This window comes from Bradyrhizobium sp. USDA 4538 (assembly GCF_024171045.1).
Lineage (GTDB): Bacteria > Pseudomonadota > Alphaproteobacteria > Rhizobiales > Xanthobacteraceae > Bradyrhizobium > Bradyrhizobium australafricanum.
Genome location: NZ_JALJZE010000002.1, coordinates 390,791 through 409,051 on the forward strand (window position 1 = coordinate 390,791; position 18,261 = coordinate 409,051).

An 18,261-nucleotide genomic window follows, 5' to 3' on the forward strand; every position below is an offset into this window, starting at 1 on the left:
GCGCTTACTCTGCAGCAGCGTTGCGATGGTCGCCCAGGTTCGTCCGCCGCCGTCGCTGCCAGCGAAGAGGCTATTCTTTCTCGTGATTGTTTGTGGCCGGATGGCGCGTTCGACGACGTTGGAGTCGAGCTCGATACGTCCATCGGTCAGGAAGCGTTCGAAGATGGCACGGCGCGAGACGGCATAGCGGATCGCCTCGGCCAATTTTGATTTGCCGGAGATCCGCCGCAAGGTCTGCTGCCAGAGATCGAAGAGATCTGCGACGATCGCCGCGGAGGCTTGCCGGCGCGCGGCAACGCGAGCGTCGGGGCTTTGACCGCGCACGGTCTTCTCGACCTGCCAGAGCCTTGCCATCCGCTCGACCGTCGCCGTTGCCACTTCTGAGCTCCCTGCAACATGCAGCTCGTAGAACTTGCGTCTGCAGTGTGACCAGCAGCCAGCCAATGTGATGCCATCATTGCCGCGATCGGATCGCGCGAGCTTGTTATAGGCGGCATAGCCATCCACTTGCAGGATGCCGCGATAACCATTGAGATGGCGGACCGCGCATTCGCCGGAGCGGCTGTCTTCGAAGCGATAAGCCACCATCGGGGGACCGCTGCGGCCAAAGGTTCGGTCATCCCGGGCATAGGCCCATAAGTAGGCCGTCTTTGTCGATCCGGAGCCCGGAGCGAGCGTCGGCAAGGTGGTTTCGTCGGCAAAGACCCGTTCGGCCTTCTTGACCTCGCTGAAGATGTAGTCGGCCACGATCTCGAGCTCGAAGCCGAGCTTGCCCATCCATTGCGCCATCAGCTGGCGGTCGAGCTCGACATGATCGCGGGCGTAGATAGCCTCCTGCCGGTAGAGCGGCAGGCCGTCGGCATATTTGGCGACGGCTATCTGGGCCAGAAGCGCTTCCGTCGGAATGCCTCCTTCAATGATATGGGCCGGGGCCGGCGCCTGGATGACGCCGTCCGCGTTCTTGAAGGCATACCTGGGACGGCGCGTGACGATCACCCGGAACTTCGCCGGCACCACATCCAGGCGCTCCGACACGTCCTCGCCGATCAGCACCTTCTGCTTGCCGGCATGCTCAGCCAGCTCTTCCGGCTCAATGACGGTTTCGATCCGTTCCAGATGGGGCGCAAAGCCCTTGCGCCGACGCGGTGCACGCTTGCCATCCGCCTGCGCACGGCCCTTGCTGACCTGGGCCTTGATCGCGGCGATGCCGGTCTCGATCTCCTCGAAGACGAAGGCCTGCTGTTCATCGTCGCCGTTCGCCGAGCCGAGCTTCTCCGATCGTCGGCCGAACCGGGCGCGGTCGAAGGCCTGCAGGATTTGCGTCAGCCGCTCGATGCGCGCATCGGCATCGGCGTTGCGGGCCTTGAGATCGGCGACTTCGCTCTCCAGAGCAGCGGCGCGGGCCGCTTTCTCGGCCATGGCAAGCACCATGGCTTTCAGCGTCTCTACGTCATTCGGGAGGCTGAGATCGGGCGGCGTCATTGACCCGACCAGAGCACATTTTGCCCCGGTTCTCTTGCCCTTTCAGGCCGCTGATTCACTTCGCCGCAGTGCTTTTACCCAACAATCTCCGGCGGCTTGACCGCCGCGGTCCGGACCCGCTTCCAGTCCATCCCATCCACCAGTGCCATCAACTGCGCAGCATTCAGCTGCACCCGATGATGCCCGATCCGCGGCCAGCAGAACCTCGCCTTCTCAAGCCGTTTGTACCTCAACTGAGAATGCAGACTCTTCGGATGCAGCGCGGCAGTTTGTGCGGGTGATGCATCCATTCCACCCATTGTTTGGGCGGCAGCTTCTCTGCGTCGGCAAACGATACAACCGGTATGGCGAACGCCTCTTGCTGCAGGGCGACGGCGCGACCGTATGGTCGGTTCCTCCGCAATGGACGGACCTTGTGAGCCCGGACGCAGAGATCGTCATGGGTCATGGACGGGCACTTTTGCGTACTTTCGACCTGATGGAGCTGGCCAGCCTGGTGAAGCGCCTTTCCGACGGGGCAGCGTTGCGATCGCGCGCAAACCGTAAGGATGATTATGCCGCAGATGTAAGGTGATTAATGCCGCATCAGCCCTCTTTTGTCCGCACCGCTTCATCAAATACGGGTTATAAATGCGCTATAGGCTACTTTCGCGACCTTGACAGCGATGCATTTAGCGGCGTAAATATATTTACGTTAACGCCTTCTTGTACGCTCGGAGCCGACGGTGCCGGCGAAGCACGACAGCAAGCGCTCAAAGATCGACGCCCTCCTCGAGGAGGGCACGCTCAATCCGACGCCCGAGAAGGTGCGCGATCCAAAGTTTCAGGGAAGCGAGTTCTTCGATCCGCACGACGCCGTGCAGGTCAAGTACGAGATGCTGCGCCGTGTCTCGATCGACAACGCTTCGGTGACGGAGGCTTCCGACGAGTATGGCGTCTCCAGGCCGACCTACTACCAAGCGAAGGCGAGCTTCGATGCCGCCGGGATTGCGGGACTGGTCCCAAAGAAGCCGGGCCCCCGCGGCCCCCACAAGGTCCAGGGCGAGGTCCTCGCCTTCCTGCAGGCGCGGCTGGTCCCGGGCGAGCCGGTTCGCGCTCGGGAGCTGGCGAGCTTGATCCGCGCCGAGCTCGGCATCGAGGTTCATCCCAGGACGATCGAGCGAGCATTAAAAAAAACTGCCGGATGAACACCCCACGACACCGGCTTGTTCGATCCTCTCGACCGCCATTGCGGCCCAGTATGAGGTGCTGCGTATGGCAGCTCTCGGCGAAGCGCTGCCGCCTACGGCCCGCAGTGGCCTCATGCTTTTTCTGCGCCGGGGCATGTGGGGGTGGGCGCAGACGCTGGCCGCCGCAGCCCCCGTTCAACAGTCAGTTGCCTCGTATACTCCACCAGTGCCGCGTAACGAGCACACAGCTGTCGTTTACGTGCTCGCGACAATGGCGATGAGCACACCCGAGCGGAGAACGCCATGAAGGAGTCCCTCAAAGTCCAGCCTCACCACCTCGAACGGGGTGCCTACCTCTACATTCGCCAGTCCTCGATGCGACAAGTCATCGAGAACGTCGAGAGCGCGAAGCGGCAATATGCACTTCGTGGACGCGCAATTGTCCTTGGCTGGCGCGACGAGCAAATAATCGTCATCGACAGCGATCAGGGCGAGTCCGGTGCATCGGCTGTCTGGCGCGAGGGCTTTCAGCGCCTGGTCAGCGACGTCGGCATGGGGCACGCCGGCATCGTGATGGGCCTGGAGGTCTCCCGCCTGGCGCGGAACAATGCTGACTGGCAGCGTTTGCTGGAGATCTGCGCACTAGCCGACACCCTGATCCTCGATGAGGATGGCGTCTACGATCCGTCAAGCTTCAATGACCGCCTCCTGCTCGGGCTCAAGGGCACAATGAGTGAGGCCGAGTTGCATGTGATCAAAGCAAGGCTGCGCGGCGGAATCCTCAACAAGGTCAGGCGCGGCGAGTACCGCTGCGTCTTGCCAACCGGGCTGATCTATGACCACTCCGGCAACGTGACGTTCGATCCCGACACTCAGATCAGGGAGACAATCGTCCATTTCTTCGACACGTTCTCTCGCGTGGGCTCCGCATGCCAGACCGTCAAGGCCTTTCGCAAGGAGGGCCTTCTGTTTCCCTCGCGTCTGCGCAACAGCGAGACCACGGTGTTTCGGACACTGACCGCGTCAACGGCGATACGCGTCTTGAACAATCCGCGGTATGCCGGCGCCTACGCCTATGGACGCCGGCGCTATCGACGAACCATCGACGGTAAGAAGACTCTGCAGCGGCGTGACCACGATGACTGGCTGGCTTGTATCCCGGATGCCCATCCCGGCTACATCACGTGGGAGCAGTTCCAGGAGAATCTCAAAATTCTCAAGACCAACGGTCGAGGATATGAAGTGGCGCGCGCATCGCCTCCTCGGGAGGGGACGGCACTGCTGCAAGGACGGGCGGTGTGCGGGCAATGCGGTAAACATTTTCGCATCCGCTACACTGCCCGGCGCGGACGGCTGGATGCCTGGTACGTCTGTGATCGCGCTCACGGTTATCGTGGCGAGCCAAACTGCCAGTCAATCGCCGGGCCTCAGATCGATAAAGCCATCGGCATGCTGATTGCCGAACAGATGACGCCGGCCGCCGTCGAGTTGACGCTCGACATCCGCAAGGAGATCGAAGCCAGGTATGAGGAAGCAGACCGGCTGCGCTGTCGGGCGATCGAACGGGCCAAAATCGAAGCGGATCTCGCTCAGCGCCGCTTCATGTTGGTCGACCCCAATAATCGTCTCGTCGCCGACACGCTCGAAGGCGAATGGAATGACAAGCTCCGCGTGCTGGCCAAAGCCCGCGACGATCGCGAGCGCGCGCGAGAGCAGGATCAGCTCTTCCTCGATGAAGCTGTTCGCGAGCGGCTGACCGCGATGACCGTCGACTTCAAAAAGCTTTGGGCAGATCCAGACACGCCGGATCGTGAACGCAAACGGCTGCTCGCCCACATCATCGAAGATGTCACCCTCATCAAGATGCCGGCGGAACGAACCACCACAATTCATGTTCGCTTCAAGGGCGGCAAAATCCAAACGCTCACCACCATGAGCCCAAAATCTTCCGCGCAGCAGGTCAAGACGCAACCCGGTATCGTCGAGTTGGTCGACAAGCTCCTCGACAAACACATCTATTCAGAGATTGCCGAACTTCTCAACCAGCAAGGATATCGCCCGGGTGGATCAGCGCGCCCTGGCCGCCATGAGACCCGCTTCACGGCCTTGCGGGTCGCATATCTCGTCCATCGCTATGGCTTGCGCTCGCGCTATGACCGACTGCGAGATCGCGGAATGCTGACAAAACGGGAAGCCGCGGCGCGCCTTAACATCCACGAAACGACCCTCGCAAGGTGGGCTGAACATGGACTCGTTACCAGGCATGCCTACAATGCACACTATTGCCTATACGAGATTCCCACATCGAACCTGCCCCGCAAGCAATGCAGCCGATGGAATCGTCTTGTCGATCGTGCCGCCGCCCTCACGACGTCACTGGTGCTAAAACCCTCAACTGAAGCTGAAGGAGGTGTAGTATGAATGCACGTAGTTTAAATAGAGGCACACGCCGGAGCCATCCCGCCATACGATCTTTATTCGGTCGGCTCTTTTGGCGCGGAACACATAAAGCGCACCGTCGAACGGATCTGAGCCGGCATCGCGCACCAGCGCAACAAGGCCATCGATACCCTTGCGGAAGTCGACTGGATGGCTCGCCAGGAACACCTTCACGCCGGAGGGGATCATGCCGAACGGACCGCCCGGATCACCCGCTGCAACTGCGCCTCGTCGACGTCCACGCCGGTGCGCACGATCACCTCGCCAATGGCAATCTCGATCACCGCGCCTGCCACAGGCGCCACCACACCCTCGCAACTCGGGTGCCGTAAGCGATAACGCCGCCGCTCGGCCCGAGCGTCACGGCGCCAGGCGAACAGCTGCGACGGGTGAATGCCGATCCGGCGGGCGATCGCCGAGACGCTCGCGCCAGGCTCCAGCGCCTCCATCACGACTTGGGCCTTAAACTCGTCCGACCAGCGTTGGCGAAGCTGCCGCGGCGCTCCCTCAAGACGGTCGGCGACCGCTTCGATCATATGGAAGGTTCTAGTTCCAGAACTAGGCGCAGACATAGAAGCTCACATCGGCTCACAAACTTAGCAGCCGATAGCCGATCGTTCACCCCTCCGCCAGACGGGGTCTCCTTGCTTTCAATTACCCATAATTGTTGCCTCGATTGCGGCTCCAAGTTCGATGTCGGTCAGCCGCGATAATCCGCGCCAGATCACGGTATTTCCTGGAGGCGGATCGTTGGCTCGGGCTAAATATCCTCCGAGCCGCGCGATCTTGACGACATAGTGCGAGAGCGTGCTTCGTCGAGAGCAATCACCACCCCTGTCTTTCACCAAATGATCAAGAAGCCTGATTTCGGGATCCGTCAGCGCCGTTTGCGGTACGGCATTCGGCGAGGAGCGATTGAGCATCGTCATCCAGAAGACGCGCCAACTCACAATGCAGAAGACCGCGACCAGATTGACCAGACGCTCAGCAGTTCGCAATTTTGAGTCCTCTGCTTTGCAGCCCGATTTGAGGATTTTATGGAAGACCTCGATCTTCCACCTCAACGCGTACCATTCAATCTTCTCGATGGCGTCCTTGCGCGATTGGACCGGAAGATCGGTGAGGAGCTTCCACTCGATTTTCTTTCGCCGCTTCGGCCTTCCTCGCTCTTGAGCATGGATCACGGTCAGAGTGAGTGCGGGATATTTCGTCTGTTTGCCGATCGGCGGCAGGACGCGTATCTTGCGGTACCTGATCTCAAGAACGGCGTCGTCGGGATCGCCTTTGTCGTCCTTGACCTTGATCCGATGTAGACCCTTGATCGTAACCTCGTCCATTTCGTCGGCAATTGTATGATTGCCGTCCCCGGCAAGCCGATCAACACAGGTTCGCACCAGGAAATGCGTTCCGACCTCCTCGGCCAGGCAAAACAGCTCATAGATGTCGCTCTCGCGATCACCAATATGAACGCATCGCCCGGGAGCAGCGAGAAGGTCGGTCGATTGCCGTAAATTCTCGAGCCAGCGGATGCTCTCCTTCTGCTCGATCGGCACCCGTGTCGGATTGATCTTTCGCTTCAGCGCCGTCGTCCCCTTGAACTTCTTGCGGGTCCAGAACTTGATTGCCGACAGTCCGAGCGGAAGCCCCTCGGTCGTCACGGCGAGACTCGAATGCATCAGGATGCCGCACTGCGTGCGTCCTGCCGTCTTACCCGTAAAGCCGATCAGATCCGGCTTCTCGCGCTTGAAGCTGAATTCCGTCGTGTCATGGAGGACGAGGATCGGTCCCTCCGTCGCCGCTACGCGCCCGCGCGTCGCCTCGAAATGACCGCAAAGAATATCCGCCTCGTTGACCCGTTCGTTGGAGAGGAAGCGATAAGCGGCCTTCGTGTTGGCCCAATCCTGACAAACCAGCGGGATGCTTTGACCCATGTCGCTCCCGATTTGTGCGAGCAATTTGCAGAACCGGCGACCAAGCCGCTCATCCTTAAACTCGCATCCCGCAGCTTCCCGATCAACCCACGTCTCGATACCAGTCGTCAATCGCTGAGCACGCGCCCCGGCACGTTCCTTCACCAAGCCCATCGAGCACCCCGCGCTTCCGAATCAGGTGCTCAACAACGAATCACAACAGATTCTACCGATTCAAGATTTCGCCCGCGGCGCCTCGCTCAAATCCGACGTCAAATGTGGGTAATTGAAAGGTCTCCTTGCCGCTTACTTCGAGGGCGATACGGTGGGAGTTGTGGATGATCCGGTCGAGGATAGCATCTGCGATGGTTGGCTCGCCGAACACGGCAGGGTACCCCTATTCTTGACCGGGTCGTGTTTCATGTCACGATTACCGACCCGCATCATTTTCTGTTCGGACAGCGGCTTGCCGTCCTGAAGGAGCGGCCGGGGCGCGGTTCCGCCTACGTCGTCGTCGAGCTGGCAGACGGACGGCGGCGAGCGGTTCGGATCGCATCGACGGATCTTGCCAAGACGGCGATCACTTCCCGCCCGAACGCAGCCGATCTGCCGCGCATCAGTGCACGGACGCTGATCCCATTGATGCAACATTTGAGCGCGAGTCTGAGCCTTCTCGACGAGAAGGTGATTCGCGATGACCCACCGACCACTTCCAGGTCGCGTTGCGTATCGACCCCTGCCGACGTTGGCAAATCCACCCGGCCGTCCAACAGCCGACATTCCGCGTCTCTGGCCGAATCTATCGACCGCGACACAAACGCAGATTGCTCAAACCATCGCCGCGCTGATGCGGCGAATGCAAGCGATCCCCGGCACGCCCGGAAGGGGACTGGGTCGTGCTGATCAGATCGAACATCGCTGACGAGCGGCTTACGACCGCACACCGCGCCAAGTTGGCCTATGTCTACGTGCGGCAATCGTCCGTGCACCAGGTGCGCCAGCATCAGGAGAGCACCGAGCTGCAGTACCGCCTTGTCGATCGTGCCATCGGTCTGGGCTGGCCGCCCGAGCGCGTCCAGGTGATTGACGAGGACTTGGGCAAATCCGGTGCTGGCGGCGTGGATCGTCATGGTTTCCAGAAGCTCATTGCCGAGATCGGCCTTGGCAACGCCGGTCTTGTGGTGAGCCTCGACGCTTCTCGCCTGGCCCGCAATAACCGGGACTGGCATCAGCTTCTCGAACTGTGCTCGGTGTTCGGCGTCCTCATTGCGGATGGTGAGCGGCTTTACGATCCGCGAGCCTACCACGACCGCCTGCTGTTGGGATTGTCCGGTATCATGAGCGAGGCGGAGTTGCATCAGCTTCGGATGCGTCTTCACCAAGGGGAGCGTCAGAAGGCGGCACGGGGCGAACTGCGGCTGCCCCTGCCGGCCGGGCTCGCCTACGATCGGGCGGTACGATTGTTCTCAATCCCGACGAGGAGGTGCAGGCCCGTCTTCATCTTGTATTTGCCAAATTTCGGGAACTGCAAAGCGCTCGCCGTGTGATGCGTTACCTGGGCAGGAACGGATTGTCCTTGCCGGTTCGACCGCTACTTGGGCCATCTCCACACGAGGTCGTCTGGCGTGCGTCAGAGAGTGGACGCGTCCTTAGTATCCTGTCCAGCCTATGCTGGGGCGTATGTTTATGGTCGCCGGCAAAAGGATCTGAGCCGATGCCAGCCTGGATCGTTGACGGGAACGGTCAAGGTAGCGATCGCCGATTGGCCGGTTTGCCTCCGCGCCGCTCACACGGGTTATATCAGCTGGGAGGAGTTCATGGCCAACCAGCGCCGACTGGCAGATAACGTCGCCCACTTTGAGGCAGGGCACGCTGGCGTGCCGCGCAAAGGGGCGGCCCTGCTACAAGGGATTGCGGTCTGCGGCCGTTGCGGACGGCGCATGAGCTTGCGCTACTCGGGGCCGAATGGCGACTATCCGGTGTATTGCTGCCGCTCGGATCGAGACCAGCAAGGCAGTGCACTGTGCCAGGAAGTCCGGGCCTTGGCGGTTGATGCTCTGGTCGAGAGGATGGTCCTCGACGCCCTGATGCCGGATCAGATTGCAATCGCACTCGCGGCGGCGGGCCAACTGGAGCAGGAGAGCCGTCAGCTCGAGCGCCAGTGGGCGCTTCGCGTGGAGCGCGCTGCTACGAGGCCGAGCGCGCTCGGCGTCAGTATGACGCCGTCGAGCCCGAGAACCGTCTTGTGGCGCGCTCGCTTGAGCGGGTTTGGGAAGATAAGCTTCGTGTTGTCGAGGCGGTTGAGCAGGAGCATGCGCGCTGGCGCGCGCAAGAGCCGCTTCTGATCGGCTCGGCGGAACGCGCGGGGCTACAAGCGCTCGGCGAGAATCTGCCGCGGATTTGGAATGCGGCCACCACGTCGGCGGCCGATCGCAAGCGCATTCTGCAATTTGTCATCAGCGAAGTCGTTCTTGACCAGAAGCGGACCCGAGGTCAAGTGTGGCTCAAGATCATCTGGCACACCGGCGCAACCAGCGAGCATCATGTGCAGCGGCGCGTTCACACGTACCGCGATTACATCGACATTGATCGGTTACGGCAACGGATCGCCGAGCTGAATGCCGAACACAAAATGGATGGCGAGATCGCCGCAACGCTCAATCGGGAAGGCTTCGTCGCGGCTCGAGGCTGCGCCTTCAAAGGCGAGAACGTCTGGCTGTTGCGTACCCGCTGGGGCATTCCAACCGTCAAACTCAACGGCACGGACAAGAATCCGATGCGCTGGCCCGACGGTAGCTTCTCGATTCACGGCGCTGCGGCTGAGCTTGGAGTAACCCCGCAAACGGTGTTCGATTATCTCGCGCGCGGATTGCTGGCAGGTCATCAGTTAGCCAAAGGTCAGCCATGGCAGATCGAGCTCTCCGACGAACAGATCAGTCAGCTTCGCAATCGGGTACGACGCACCAAGCGTTCGAAGAAGGAGGCATCATGAAGCCATCGGCTCGCCGATCATGTCGTGCCATTGGGCAACGGGCAGCTGAGCGGTAATCAAGGTCGATTTGCGCCTGTAGCGCTCTTCGAAGATTTCGAGGAGATCAAGGCGCTGCTGGTCATTGAGGGTGTGGGTGCCCCAATCGTCGAGGATGAGCAACTGGACACGTGCGAGCTTATCGATGAGGCGCGGGAAGCGACCATCGAGACGGGCCATGGCGAGGTCTTCGAACAGGCGCGGCATACGCAAATAAAGGACCGAATGATCGAGCCTGGCCGCCTGGCGTCCGAAGGCACATGCCAACCAGGTTTTGCCAATCCCGGTCGAGCACGCGACATAGTACCCAAGAACATCCGTTCGAAGTTGTCATTCAATATCGACATCATCCACGCGCTGTTGAGCGCGTCATTGCTTTGAGGCGCGTCATTCACGGGGCTCGCCATCACTTCGTGATCGAACAGCCCGACGGCTCTCGCGCCTTGCTGCCGGCATGGATGACAGAGAATTCCGCCGCCGCACTGCCGACGGTTGAAGTCCCTCGGCTTCCCCTGGATTCGTTGCGCGAACTTCGCGGCCTCGTTGATGCACAGCGCGTATCGTCGTCACCATCATCTGGAACGAGTCGGACGGTTGGAGGTGATGATGGAACAGCAATGGCGACAGCTCGATCTGCCGGCGGTCACGGCAGGCACAGTCCAGCACCAGCGGCTCGATCCGCTGATTCGTTTGGAAGTCACAAGTCTGCTCAAACTTCTTCTCGACGAATGCAGCACCGCCCGCGCGCGGAGGCGGACAATGAATAAGATAACCGTCTGATCATTTATCACGCAGCGCCTATGTCTATGTGCGGCAATCGACCCCGGACCAACTCGTCAATAATCCTGAGAGCCGTCGGCGTCAGTACGCGCTCGCAACTCGCGCACAGCTGCTTGGCTGGGAAAACGTCATCGTCATCGATGATGACCTTGGTCGCTCGGGGGGCGGCACAGCGCGTCCCGGCTTTGAGCGCTTGCTGACCGCGATCTGCACCGGAAGCGCCGGCGCTGTGCTGGCCGTCGAGGCTTCCCGCCTGGCCCGTAATGGCCGCGACTGGCACACACTTCTGGAGTTCTGCACGCTGGTGAACAGCCTGATCATTGATGAGGACGGCGTTTACGATCCAAAGCTCACCAATGACCGACTGCTGCTAGGTATGAAGGGGACGTTCAGCGAACTGGAACTAACGATCTTGCGCCAGCGCTCACAAGAAGCACTGCGCCTCAAGGCAGTACGTGGCGATCTTCACACGAGTGTGGCCGTCGGCTACGTGCGCAGCAGCGACGACAGGCTTGAGCTGGATCCGGACAGGCGGGTGCGCGAGGCGCTCCATTTGGCGTTCCGTAAGTTTGCCGAGTTTGGCAGCGTGCGCCAGGTCGCGATTTGGTTATGCGATAACGGCATCAAGATGCCGATTGTCGTGTATGGTCCACGCGGCCGAATGGTGGAGTGGCGGCTGCCACGCTACAATACGATTCACCGGCTGCTGACCAATCCGATCTATGCTGGCGCCTACGTATTTGGTCGGACCGGCTCGCAGGTTCGAATCGAAGCCGGCCGCAAGCTGGTCACCCGTAATGTACGGCGAACGCAGAAAGACTGGGAAGTTCTGATTCGTGATCATCACGACGGCTACATCTCCTGGCAGGATTACGAGAACAATCAACGGACCATCAACGGGAACGCTAACATGAAGGGCGCGATGGTGCCGGGATCGGTGCGCAATGGCGGTGGATTGCTGGTCGGCCTGTTGCGTTGTGGACGTTGCGGTCGCAAGCTCAAAGTGCAGCATAATGGGCTGCGAGGTGTTGCGCGCTACCTTTGCAACGATGCCAGCGTTAATCACGGAAGACGAACGAAGTGCATTGCGTTTGGCAATGTGCGAATCGATGCAGCTGTGTCGGCCGAGGTATTATCGGTGATTGCGCCTCTCGGCCTTGACGCTGCTCTGCAAGCAATCGCGGACCGCGAGCGCGCCGGCCGAGAGCGGCTGCAGCACATAGAGCTTGCGCTCGAGCAGGCACGCTATGAAGCGGCTCGCGCACACCGACAATATGATGCGGTTGATCCAGAAAACCGCCTGGTCGCTGGAGATCTCGAGCGGCGGTGGAATGAACGGCTTGCGGAAGTGGCGCGCCTCGAAGATGATCTTCGCATTGCCCGCGACAAACAGCCGCCCACTCTAACCGACGCAGAACGCGCAGAGATTCTTGGACTAGGGACAGACGTGGAGCGCCTGTGGAGCCATCCGGCAGCCTCGGCCGCGACACGAAAGCGGATATTGAGAGCGGTTCTCGAAGAGATCATCGTCACCGTCGAGCCACGAATATTGCACCTAAAATTGCACTGGAAGGGGGGCGACCACACCGCGCTCGAAGTTGTGAAGAACCGGGCCGGACAGCATCGGTGGAAGACCGATGCTTCAACTGAACAGCTGATCTGTGATCTGGCTCGTTTGCTGCCGGACGGGAGCATTGCATCCGTTCTTAATCGGCTTGGCACACGCACGGCCAAAGGCAACACGTGGACCCAGCAACGCGTTTGCGTCTTCCGCAACGACCACAACATCCCTGTCTACCGAGATGGCGAACGCGCCGAGCGTGGAGAGCTGATCCTGCACGAGGCTGCAAGCCGTTTGGGTCTCAGCAAGATGACGGTGGTACGACTAATCAAGGATGGTATCCTGCCGGCCAAACAGAGTTGCGTAGGCGCACCGTATGTGATCCGGGAGATTGACCTGAATCGGCAGGAAGTCCGTCATGCGGTGACCAATGGTCGCGCAGTATCACAAGATCCGCGGCAACGAAGCTTCGATTATCAATGACATAGCGAGATGTGCATCATGCCACCAGCCCGGTCAGGCCGGTGATGATGAAGTTCTCATGGGCTTTCAGCCAGGCGCCTTGCGCCAGCTGCAGGGTGTTGCGCCGGTCAAGGCCGCGGCGGGACGCGACGTCGACGTCTTCGATACAGGCGTCGACGAAGCGCAGCTTGGCTGCGGCCAGCCGATTGGTCAGGCGCCGGTCGGCACGCATGGCGGCTTCGCGATCGAGCATCAGGCCGAGCCACTCATCCCGGCTGAGATCGGCGGCATTGTCCTGTTCGGCTAGTTGCCGGTAAGCGGCCGCCATTCCGGCAAGGCCGAGCGCCTGCATCTGCTCGAGGGTCGGGTGGGTCAGCATCGCGATGTTCCTTTCCTTCATTGATAATAGCCCCCACCACGGATGTTGGCGTGCGAGGGGGTGGCTTTGACGGGTGCGGCAGCAGGGCTCGCGCGGTCGAGCCCGGATTTGAGGATCGCGCTCACCGAGGAGTAGCTGATCGCGTTGATGACGAGTGCCCGCTCGCAGGCCGCTTCGAGCCGATCGCGCTCGTAGCGCCGTGCCAGGGCGATGATCCCCATGGCGGAGCGATAACCCTGCTCGGGATGCGGGCGCTCACGCATCATCCGCTCGACCAGAGTGGCGGTGTTGACGCCGATCCGCGCTGCCATCTTGATCAAGCTCGCCGGCGTCATATTGGCATAACGCTGATGGGCCTTGGGCATGTGCTCGTTCACGGTGACATGGCCGCTGCGCTGAGAGCGGCGCACATGGCTGGCGACACGCGTGTGATCCTGGAAGATCTCGACGGCTCGATAGGTGAGCCGGACGTCCACCCGACGGCCGATCAGCCGGTGCGAGACCGAGTAAAAGGTCTTGTCGACTTCGACGTGATAATCGGGGTGGACCTTCGCCGTTTTCCACTCGGCGTATTCGAACGGCTCGCCCGGCAGCGGCGTCAACGCAGCGCGCTCGATCTCCTCGAACAGCTGCCGGCGGGATTTGCCGATATGGCGCATCGGCCGATGGTTCAACTCCTCCAGCAGACCGGCGATCGCAGTATTGAGATCGGTCAGGTTGAAGAACCGCCGATGGCGCAGCCGTGCCAGAATCCAGCGCTCGACAATCAGCACCGCGCCTTCAACCTTGCCCTTGTCAAAAGTCGTCGACTGCAGGTCATGCGGGTACGGCCCGGCAAAAGGTGCGGATCACGCATCCGTTCCATCCGCTTTGCGGTCGCAAGTTCGAGCTGATCTGCCGACGCCGTCATTGGGGCGAAGACCGGGTGGTCTATGAGGGCCAGAACGGTCGACTTTGCACGATCGCGAGCGCGTGGACCGATATCGATCCACCCGATGAGTTCCGGCTGATCGCTACGGGCAGAGCAGCCTTTTGCGTGGCTGACCTGTTGGCGCTTTGTGACGCGCTGGACCGACTTGCCGAGAGCATAGGCGCCAGCGATGCGTAAATATAAATACGCCGCCTATGTAAAGATAATAATGCCATGCCGTCGACGCGATGCGGCGTATTACTTCGCGATTATTAGCGCAAAATCCTCATATAGCGTTGACGTTTCCATTGACGCCCAACATATAGAGGCGTATTTATATTTACGTCAGATTGAGACCGAGCATGGCCACGGCGAAGAAGCGGGATCCGAAGAGCGAGGCGTTGGCGCAAGACGGCGTTCTCAATCCAAATCCGGAAGCAGTCCGCGACACCTCGTTCGTCAGCAACCCATTCTTCGATGCGAAGGACCTGGTGCAGGTGCGCTACGAGATGGTGCGACGCCACCAGGTCGACGGCGTTGCGATCAGCGAGGCCGCCGAGACATTCGGCGTCACACGGCCGACCTTCTACAAGGCGCAGAGCGCCCTGCAGACCGTCGGGCTTGCCGGCCTGTTGCCGAACCGGCGAGGCCCCAAAGGCGGCCACAAGGTCTCCGCCGAGGTCGTTGCGTTCGTCGCCGCTCTCAAAGCTGCAAGGCCCGAACTGACCACGTCGCACTGCCTCGATGCGATCGAGGCGCGATTCGGCGTCAAGGTGCACCGACGCAGCCTGGAGCGGGCGCTGGCGCGCAAAAAAAAAACGACTCAACCCAGCCTGATTGTCGCGCCGGACGCAACAGACAGCTACGAGAAGCTGCGCGCCGCCGCATTGCGTGCCGAGTTCACGGCCTGCCCGGGTCTCGCCATTCTTCGTCGACGGGGATTGGCAGCGTGGATCCGAGCACGCGGACAGGAGGTCGATGCCGAGGAGGCCTACCGCGACCATCGGCTCGCACACTCGGCCCTGGACGATCCGTCGCCTGCAACAAGCGACGTCACGCGCCTCATCGCCGGCATCCTCGTCGCCATCGCAATGGAGCCCTTCCATGCCTGAGCTTAAAGTCACCGCCGACCATCTCAAGCGCGACGCCTACCTCTATGTCCGCCAATCGACCCTTCGCCAGGTCGCCGAGCACGGCGAGAGTACCCAGCGCCAATATGGGTTGCGGGACCGAGCAGTTGTGGCCGGCTGGCCGGTCGAGCGCGTCCACGTCATCGATCGCGATCTCGGCAAGTCCGGATCAAGTATGACAGCACGCGACGGCTTCCAGCGACTGGTGAGCGAGGTGGCGCTCGGCAAGGCCGGTATCGTCATGGGACTGGAGGTCTCGCGCCTTGCGCGCAACTCGGCTGACTGGCACCGGCTCATCGAGCTTTGCGCATTGACGGCGACGCTCATCCTTGACGAAGACGGTATCTACGATCCAGCCAGCTTCAACGACCGCCTCCTGCTCGGCCTCAAAGGTACGATGAGCGAGGCCGAGCTGCACATCCTCAAAGCGCGCATGCGTGGCGGTCAGCTCAACAAGGCCCGGCGCGGCGAGCTCGAGATGTGCCCTCCGGTCGGGTTGGTTTACCGGAACGATCGGATCATCGGCCTCGATCCCGACCTCCAGGTGCAGAACGCAATCCGTCTGGTGTTCGATACCTTCGAGCAGACCGGAAGTGCGATGCAGACAGTCCGCTTCTTCCGGGAGCAAGGTTTGCTGTTCCCACGCCGGCTCCGGACAGGGCCGAACAAGGGTGACCTCCTATGGGCTGCGCCGCACCATGCGCGCGTCCTGCAGGTGCTCCACAATCCGCGCTACGCTGGCGCTTTTGCGTATGGCCGAACGCGCATACGGCACCGGCCCGATGGTGGCACCAGTGTCGTCAAGGTTGCCAGGGCCGATTGGCAGTTCGTCATGCCGGGAATGCACCAGGGCTACATCGACTGGGAGCGCTTCGAGGCCAACCAGCGGCGGCTCGCCGACAACGCTCGTGCCTTCGGTGGCGAGCGGCGGTCAGGGCCGGCGCGCGAGGGACCGGCGCTCCTCCAAGGTCGCGTAGTCTGTGGCCTATGTGGCGAACGCATGGGTGTGCGCTACAGCCAGGAGCACGGCCGCACCGTCCCAACCTATCTGTGCCAGGCGAACGTAATACGCTGCGCGGGAGCGACCTGCCAAACGGTTCCCGGGAAGATCGTCGATGCGGCGATCGCGAGCCTGATGATCGAGCTGATGACGCCGATGACGCTGGCCGTCACCCTTGAGGTGCAGCGCGAGCTTGAGGCGCGCGCCGCAGAGACCGACGCTGCGCGTCGCCAGCATGTCGAGCGGATGCGCTATGAAGCCGAGCTTGCGCGTCGACGCTACATGAAGGTCGATCCCGACAACCGACTCGTCGCCGATTCGCTCGAGGCCGAATGGAACGACAAGCTGCGCCGTCATGCCGATGCCGCTGAAGACTACGAGCGCCGGAGCAAACAGCAGGCTGCGGCACTCAGCGCAGAAGCCCAACGACGCATCCTTGACCTCGCCGAGCAGCTTCCGCGGATCTGGCAAGATCCGCGAGTTGACTCCCGTGAGCGCAAGCGCATCGTGCGTCTGCTCATCGACGACGTAACCTTGATCAAGTCGCAAATGATCACGGCCCATGTCCGCCTGTCGGGCGGCGCCACGCGTACCTTGGTGCTCGACCGGCCGCTACCCATCGCCCAGATCCGCAAGTTCAAACCTGAACTCGTCGCCGAGGTTGATCGTCTTCTTGACGATCATTGCGATCGCGAGGTCGCCGAGATTCTCAATAATCACGGCTGGCGTACATGGGAGGCGAAGGCGTTCAATCTGAAGAAGGTTGCCTTCATTCGCGGCGCCTACAAACTCGCGAGCCGATATGAGCGGCTGCGTCGACGTGGTATGCTTACGACGCGCGAGATCGCCGCCAAATTCTGCGTCTCCGAGACAGCCGTACACACGTGGGGTCGCCAGGGGCTCATCATAAAATGCTATACCGACAGTCTGAACCGTGGCCTGTGGGAGGTCCCGCCTGGCATGACGATCCGCAAGGGCTGTGGTGGGCGCGGCGCCCGCTCGGCGCAGCTCACCGCTATCACCGCGCCATCAAAGGAATGAGGTGCAGTATGAAGCGCTCGCCTTGTCGCGCGGCTTGCGGCTGCGGGTCGGCAAAATCGTCGTGTCGTAGTGCTCGGCCATGGCGGCAAAGGTTTGGTTGAGCGTCGGCTCGAACCACAACGCCTTGACGACCCCGGCCTTCAGATTGTCGCAGACGATCGCCTTGGGAACTCCGCCGAAGTACGACAAGGCTCGGGTCTGGCCTTCGATCCAATCTGGTAGTCGCTGACCGAAGCTCCCCATAGCGAAGATCAGCGACGAGGCCCCGAGCACCGCGACAAATATCTGCGCCTGACGGATCTCGCCGGTTTGCGGATCGATCACCTCCACCGTCGGACCGGCATAGTCGGTCTGCATCACTGCACCCGCCGCGTGGCGATGACGGAAGGTCGGGTTCGCCCAGCGCCGATAGGCGTCAAACTTCTCGCAGAACCACATGTAACCATAGGCCGTCGGGATGCGCCGTCCGGTATTCCTGCCACAGCAGCGTCAGCGTCACGCCCTTGCGCTTGAGCTCCTGCGCCACCCGTGGCCACTCAGGCTCGCTCAAATCCTGCGGGGGGCGCCCGACCCGCCGGAACAAGGCTCGCTGCAAGGCCGCCTCGCTCTCGTAAATCGGCGGCAGCGGCCAGCTCAAACCCGCTTCACGCGCTCGCAGCAGGTAGGTGGCAACCGAACTCTTGCTGATCTGCAGCCGTTCCGAGATCTCCCGAACCGACAGGTCCTGCTCGTACGTCAGCCTCAGGATCGATCGTAGGTCCTTCACAGTGGTTCGTTTCGCTTGCTTCCGTCTCGGCATTGCCCCTCTCAAACTCAGCTTGAGAGAGAACATTGCCTGAACGGCGCTCCCGAAAACCAACCTCCCGCAACTGTCCGCGATTTAGCGGAATCCCTGTCCCGGAATTACTGAAATCGCTGTCCGCGAATTAGCGAAATTGCTGTCCGGAAATTGCCGAAACACGCAGAAATC

General features: G+C 61.2%; 17 protein-coding genes and 4 pseudogenes. 12 read left to right on the forward strand and 9 right to left on the reverse strand.

Annotated elements, in window-relative coordinates; genetic code table 11:
• Positions 1–1,482 (reverse strand): annotated as a pseudogene (locus tag J2R78_RS43125) (IS66 family transposase); the annotation flags it as partial.
• 74 nt (positions 1,483–1,556) lie between these two features.
• Positions 1,557–1,781 carry an IS66 family insertion sequence element accessory protein TnpB gene (tnpB, locus tag J2R78_RS45530; protein ID WP_375167157.1) on the reverse strand — a complete coding sequence of 75 codons (225 nt, stop codon included), beginning with the start codon at positions 1,779–1,781 and terminating at the stop codon, positions 1,557–1,559.
• On the opposite strand from tnpB (J2R78_RS45530), the gene J2R78_RS43130 reads away from it, so the two are divergent.
• The 3 genes from J2R78_RS43130 (at position 1,763) to J2R78_RS43140 (ending at position 5,072) form a co-directional block, all read left to right on the forward strand.
• The gene (locus J2R78_RS43130) at positions 1,763–2,056 is read left to right on the forward strand and encodes a DUF5372 family protein (RefSeq protein WP_253636055.1); all 294 of its coding nucleotides are present in this window, start codon (positions 1,763–1,765) and stop codon (positions 2,054–2,056) included. The genes tnpB (J2R78_RS45530) and J2R78_RS43130 overlap by 19 nt on opposite strands.
• Positions 2,057–2,207: 151 nt before the next feature.
• On the forward strand, positions 2,208–2,669 hold the full coding sequence (locus J2R78_RS43135; RefSeq protein WP_229172375.1) for a helix-turn-helix domain-containing protein: 462 nt from the start codon (positions 2,208–2,210) through the stop codon (positions 2,667–2,669).
• A 285-nt stretch (positions 2,670–2,954) separates the two neighbouring features.
• The gene (locus J2R78_RS43140; protein WP_253610589.1) at positions 2,955–5,072 is read left to right on the forward strand and encodes a recombinase family protein; all 2,118 of its coding nucleotides are present in this window, start codon (positions 2,955–2,957) and stop codon (positions 5,070–5,072) included.
• Here J2R78_RS43140 and tnpB (J2R78_RS43145) read toward each other — a convergent pair.
• From tnpB (J2R78_RS43145) to J2R78_RS43155, 3 genes are all read right to left on the reverse strand, one after another.
• Positions 5,043–5,279 (reverse strand): IS66 family insertion sequence element accessory protein TnpB, encoded by a 237-nt coding sequence (tnpB, locus tag J2R78_RS43145; RefSeq protein WP_253610587.1) that lies wholly within the window; start codon positions 5,277–5,279, stop codon positions 5,043–5,045. The two genes, J2R78_RS43140 and tnpB (J2R78_RS43145), sit on opposite strands and share 30 nt — an antisense overlap.
• Positions 5,276–5,626 (reverse strand): transposase, encoded by a 351-nt coding sequence (locus tag J2R78_RS43150; RefSeq protein ID WP_253610586.1) that lies wholly within the window; start codon positions 5,624–5,626, stop codon positions 5,276–5,278. The genes tnpB (J2R78_RS43145) and J2R78_RS43150 overlap by 4 nt, the downstream gene beginning before the upstream one ends.
• A 114-nt stretch (positions 5,627–5,740) precedes the next feature.
• Entirely contained in the window at positions 5,741–7,174 is a 1,434-nt protein-coding gene (locus J2R78_RS43155; RefSeq protein WP_069279857.1) for an IS4 family transposase, read from the reverse strand.
• Between the two features lie 240 nt (positions 7,175–7,414).
• On the opposite strand from J2R78_RS43155, the gene J2R78_RS43160 reads away from it, so the two are divergent.
• The 4 genes from J2R78_RS43160 (at position 7,415) to J2R78_RS43175 (ending at position 9,992) form a co-directional block, all read left to right on the forward strand.
• Entirely contained in the window at positions 7,415–7,903 is a 489-nt protein-coding gene (locus J2R78_RS43160) for a Y4bD/Y4pK family protein (protein ID WP_253610585.1), read from the forward strand.
• A complete protein-coding gene (locus tag J2R78_RS43165; RefSeq protein WP_253610584.1) occupies positions 7,897–8,547 on the forward strand; it encodes a recombinase family protein in 651 nt (216 codons plus the stop codon). Before J2R78_RS43160 ends, J2R78_RS43165 begins: the two co-directional genes overlap by 7 nt.
• Before the next feature lie 270 nt (positions 8,548–8,817).
• The gene (locus tag J2R78_RS43170) at positions 8,818–9,345 is read left to right on the forward strand and encodes a zinc ribbon domain-containing protein (protein ID WP_253610583.1); all 528 of its coding nucleotides are present in this window, start codon (positions 8,818–8,820) and stop codon (positions 9,343–9,345) included.
• A complete protein-coding gene (locus tag J2R78_RS43175; RefSeq protein WP_253610582.1) occupies positions 9,246–9,992 on the forward strand; it encodes a hypothetical protein in 747 nt (248 codons plus the stop codon). Before J2R78_RS43170 ends, J2R78_RS43175 begins: the two co-directional genes overlap by 100 nt.
• 6 nt (positions 9,993–9,998) lie before the next feature.
• Here J2R78_RS43175 and J2R78_RS43180 read toward each other — a convergent pair.
• A pseudogene (locus tag J2R78_RS43180) lies at positions 9,999–10,316 on the reverse strand (ATP-binding protein); the annotation flags it as partial.
• A 318-nt stretch (positions 10,317–10,634) separates the two neighbouring features.
• On the opposite strand from J2R78_RS43180, the gene J2R78_RS43185 reads away from it, so the two are divergent.
• Entirely contained in the window at positions 10,635–10,808 is a 174-nt protein-coding gene (locus tag J2R78_RS43185) for a hypothetical protein (protein ID WP_253636056.1), read from the forward strand.
• Positions 10,809–10,836: 28 nt separating this feature from the next.
• Positions 10,837–12,852 carry a recombinase family protein gene (locus J2R78_RS45070; protein ID WP_253610578.1) on the forward strand — a complete coding sequence of 672 codons (2,016 nt, stop codon included), beginning with the start codon at positions 10,837–10,839 and terminating at the stop codon, positions 12,850–12,852.
• Between the two features lie 16 nt (positions 12,853–12,868).
• Here J2R78_RS45070 and J2R78_RS43195 read toward each other — a convergent pair whose 3' ends face one another.
• On the reverse strand, positions 12,869–13,210 hold the full coding sequence (locus J2R78_RS43195) for an ATP-binding protein (protein WP_305884506.1): 342 nt from the start codon (positions 13,208–13,210) through the stop codon (positions 12,869–12,871).
• 17 nt (positions 13,211–13,227) lie between these two features.
• Positions 13,228–14,007, reverse strand: a pseudogene (locus J2R78_RS43200) (IS21 family transposase); the annotation flags it as partial.
• 44 nt (positions 14,008–14,051) lie between these two features.
• Here J2R78_RS43200 and J2R78_RS43205 point away from each other — a divergent pair.
• The 3 genes from J2R78_RS43205 (at position 14,052) to J2R78_RS43215 (ending at position 17,291) form a co-directional block, all read left to right on the forward strand.
• Positions 14,052–14,318 carry a DUF5372 family protein gene (locus J2R78_RS43205; protein ID WP_253610186.1) on the forward strand — a complete coding sequence of 89 codons (267 nt, stop codon included), beginning with the start codon at positions 14,052–14,054 and terminating at the stop codon, positions 14,316–14,318.
• Between the two features lie 164 nt (positions 14,319–14,482).
• Positions 14,483–15,232 (forward strand): helix-turn-helix domain-containing protein, encoded by a 750-nt coding sequence (locus J2R78_RS43210; protein WP_253636057.1) that lies wholly within the window; start codon positions 14,483–14,485, stop codon positions 15,230–15,232.
• Complete coding sequence (locus J2R78_RS43215; protein ID WP_253610612.1) at positions 15,225–17,291, forward strand: recombinase family protein; 2,067 nt, start codon at positions 15,225–15,227, stop codon at positions 17,289–17,291. The genes J2R78_RS43210 and J2R78_RS43215 overlap by 8 nt, the downstream gene beginning before the upstream one ends.
• A gap of 21 nt (positions 17,292–17,312) precedes the next feature.
• Here the strand turns inward: J2R78_RS43215 and istA are convergent.
• Positions 17,313–18,090: pseudogene (gene istA, locus J2R78_RS43220) on the reverse strand (IS21 family transposase); the annotation flags it as partial.
• Between the last annotated feature and the right edge of the window lie 171 nt (positions 18,091–18,261).